This is a genomic window from Streptomyces calidiresistens (assembly GCF_014141525.1).
GTDB classification, from domain to species: Bacteria; Actinomycetota; Actinomycetes; order Streptomycetales; family Streptomycetaceae; genus Streptomyces; species Streptomyces calidiresistens.
Genome location: NZ_VKHS01000638.1, coordinates 1 through 3,276 on the forward strand (window position 1 = coordinate 1; position 3,276 = coordinate 3,276).

Below are 3,276 nucleotides of genomic sequence, written 5' to 3' on the forward strand. Positions count from 1 at the left end.
GGTGGGGTCCTGCGGTGGGGTGGTGCTCATCGGGTTTCGCGAAGCCCTTTCCGGAAAGTCGGGGTATGCGGGTGAAATGGGCGAATGGTGAAACGGCTCGCTCCGGGGCGGGGTTTTCCGCCGGCCCGCCCCGTCGCCGGGGCCGCTCAGCCGGCGAACCAGCGCACCGGGGCCGGGCGCAGGTTCTCGTAGACGTGCTTGGTCTCGCGGTACTCGGCGAGGCCCGAGGGGCCCAGCTCGCGGCCGATGCCGGAACGCCCGAAACCGCCCCACTCGGCCTGCGGCAGGTAGGGGTGGTAGTCGTTGATCCACACGGTGCCGTGCCGCATCCGGCCGGCCACCCGGCGGGCGCGGGCGGTGTCGGCGGAGAAGACGGCGCCGGCCAGCCCGTACTCGGTGTCGTTGGCGAGCTCCACGGCCTCCCGCTCGGTGCGGAAGGTCTCCACGGTGAGGATCGGGGCGAACAGCTCCTCCCGGATGACCCGCATGTCCCGTCGGCACCGGTCCAGCACGGTGGGGCGGTGGAACCAGCCGCTCTCGGGGATCAGCGCGTCGGGCTTCGGGCGTTCGCCGCCGCAGCGCAGCACCGCGCCCTCGGCCAGCGCGGAGGCCACGTACTCCTCGGTGCGCTCCAACTGCCGGGCGGAGACCAGTGCCCCGCACTCGACGCCGGGCTCGGTGCCCCGGCCCAGGCGGATGCGGTCGGCGCGGGCGGCCAGCTCGGCGACGAACCGTTCGCGCACCGACTCCTCGATGATCAGTCGGCTGCCGGCCGAGCAGACCTGGCCGCTGTGGATGAAGGCGGCGTTGAGCGCCTGGTCCACGGCGGTGTCGAAGCCCTCGTCGGTCGCGCAGGCGTCGGCGAAGACGACGTTGGGGTTCTTGCCGCCCAGCTCCAGGGCGACCTTCTTGACGGTCGGCGCGGCGGCGGCGGCCACGGCGGTGCCGGAGACCACGCCGCCGGTGAAGGAGACCAGGTCCACGTCCGGGTGCTCGGCCAGCCGGGCGCCGACGGGCGCGCCGGCCCCGGTGACGAGGTTGGCCACGCCGGGGGGCAGGCCCGCCTCGGTCAGCAACCGGATCAGGTGGATGGTGGACAGCGGGGTCAGCTCGCTGGGCTTGACGACGAAGGTGTTGCCGGCGGCGAGGGCCGGGGCGATCTTCCAACTGGCCTGGAGCAGTGGGTAGTTCCAGGGGGTGATGAGGGCGCAGACGCCGACCGGCTCGTACACCACGACGCTGTGCACGTCGGGGGAGCCGGCGTCCACGACCCGGCCGCCGCCCTCGTTGACGACGAGGTCGGCGAACCAGCGGAAGGCGGCGGTGACGTCGTCCACGTCGATCCGGGCCTCGGCGAGGGTCTTGCCGGTGTCCCGGGACTCGGTGCGGGCGATCTCCTCGCGGTCGCGCTGCAGCAGGTCGGCGGTGCGGCGCAGCAACTCGGCGCGATCGGCGACGGGGGTCCCGGGCCAGCTGCCGGAGTCGAAGGCCTCGCGGGCGGCGGCCACGGCCGCGTCGGCGTCGGTGGTCCCGCCCTCGGCGACGACGGCGAGGGGGGAGGCGTCCGCCGGGTCGAGGATCTCCCGGGTTCCGCCGTCGGCGGCGGTTCGCCACTGCCCGGATATGTGGATGCTCTCGATGGCCGACACGTGCTGCCCTCTCCTCGCGCGCATGTGTGACGCGCATCACTTCCTGCGGGCCCGCCGGGGTGCGGCGAGCGGTCCTGCGTGCCCGCGGGTGGCCGATGGCATCGGTCGAGCGGGACACGAGGTCCGCTCATGCCCGTTTCGAGGGCAGGCATGTCCACCGATGCACAAAAGTGATGGCTGTCACCGTCGAATGTGACCATCGATGGTCTGTCAAGAGGGAGAAAAAGGGGCAAGAGAGTGCAATGCGACCCATCGTGGGGGTGTGCTCCCCGTCATGGCAACCGGTCTGCACGTATCGAACACATCACGGACGCGTTTCCCTCGCATCACGGATGATTTCCCGTCATGTCCGTACCCGTCACCACGCGCGCGACGGCCCCCGGTGGACGGTGCCACCGGGGGCCGAGGGGAAATCCGGGCCGAACCGGACCCGTGAACCCACCCGATCGGGCGACCCGCGGGAGGGGAACGGCGACCGGGGGTCAGATCAGACCCAGGCCGCGCACCGCCTCGCGCTCCTCGACCAGCTCGTTCACCGAGGCGTCGATCCGGGTGCGGGAGAACTCGTTGATCTCCAGCCCCTGCACGATCTCGTAACGACCGTCCCGGCAGGTCACCGGGAAGGAGGAGATCAGACCCTCCGGCACGCCGTAGGAGCCGTCGGAGGGGATCGCCATGGAGGTCCAGTCGCCCTCCGCGGTGCCGTTGACCCAGGTGTGGACGTGGTCCACGGCGGCGTTGGCGGCGGAGGCCGCGGAGGAGGCGCCGCGCGCCTCGATGATCGCCGCGCCGCGCTTGGCGACGGTCGGGATGAACTCCTCGGCCAGCCAGGTCTCGTCGTTCACCGTCTCCGCGGCGTTCTTGCCCGCCACCTCCGCGTGGAAGATGTCCGGGTACTGGGTGGCGGAGTGGTTGCCCCAGATGGTCAGGCGGCGGATCTCCGACACCGGCGCACCGGTCTTCTTCGACAGCTGGGTCAGCGCGCGGTTGTGGTCCAGGCGGGTCATCGCGGTGAAGCGCTCGGCCGGCACGTCCGGCGCGGCGGCCTGCGCGATCAGCGCGTTGGTGTTCGCCGGGTTGCCCACCACCAGGACCCGCACGTCGTCCGCGGCGTGGTCGTTGATGGCGCGGCCCTGCGGCTTGAAGATGCCGCCGTTGGCCTCGAGCAGGTCGCCGCGCTCCATGCCCTTGGTGCGGGGGCGGGCCCCGACCAGCAGCGCGATGTTCGTACCGTCGAAGGCGACGTTCGGGTCGTCGCTGATGTCGATGCCCGACAGCAGCGGGAACGCGCAGTCGTCCAGCTCCATGGCGGTGCCCTCGGCCGCCTTCAGCGCCGGGGTGATCTCCAGCAGGTTCAGCTTCACCGGTACGTCCGGGCCCAGCAGCTGACCGGAGGCGATGCGGAAGAGCAGGGCGTAGCCGATCTGGCCGGCGGCGCCGGTGACGGTCACGGTGACGGGGGTGCGGGACGCGGTGGACATGGGTGGGTCTCCCGTTGGTCGGACGACGACGGCCGGTCCCCGAGCAGAGGAACACGCTGAGTTCTCTCCACGTCAAGAGACCTCCAGCAGCCTAGCGGACGGCCCCCGGGCGCCCCCTCCGGGCGCGGCCGGGACCGCCCCAACGG

Annotated in this window: 2 protein-coding genes; both read right to left on the reverse strand. The window is 72.0% G+C overall.

Features of this window, described 5'->3' with window-relative positions; translation table 11 throughout:
• Positions 1-146: 146 nt before the first annotated feature.
• Entirely contained in the window at positions 147-1,649 is a 1,503-nt protein-coding gene (locus FOE67_RS20780) for an aldehyde dehydrogenase family protein (protein WP_182666359.1), read from the reverse strand.
• A gap of 482 nt (positions 1,650-2,131) precedes the next feature.
• On the reverse strand, positions 2,132-3,130 hold the full coding sequence (locus FOE67_RS20785) for a malate dehydrogenase (RefSeq protein ID WP_182666360.1): 999 nt from the start codon (positions 3,128-3,130) through the stop codon (positions 2,132-2,134).
• Positions 3,131-3,276: the final 146 nt, after the last annotated feature.

Coding starts and splice junctions, on each gene's coding strand:
- FOE67_RS20785 (WP_182666360.1), bottom strand. CDS start 3,130: ATGTCCACCGCGTCCCGCACCCCCGTCACCGTGACCGTCACCGGCGCC.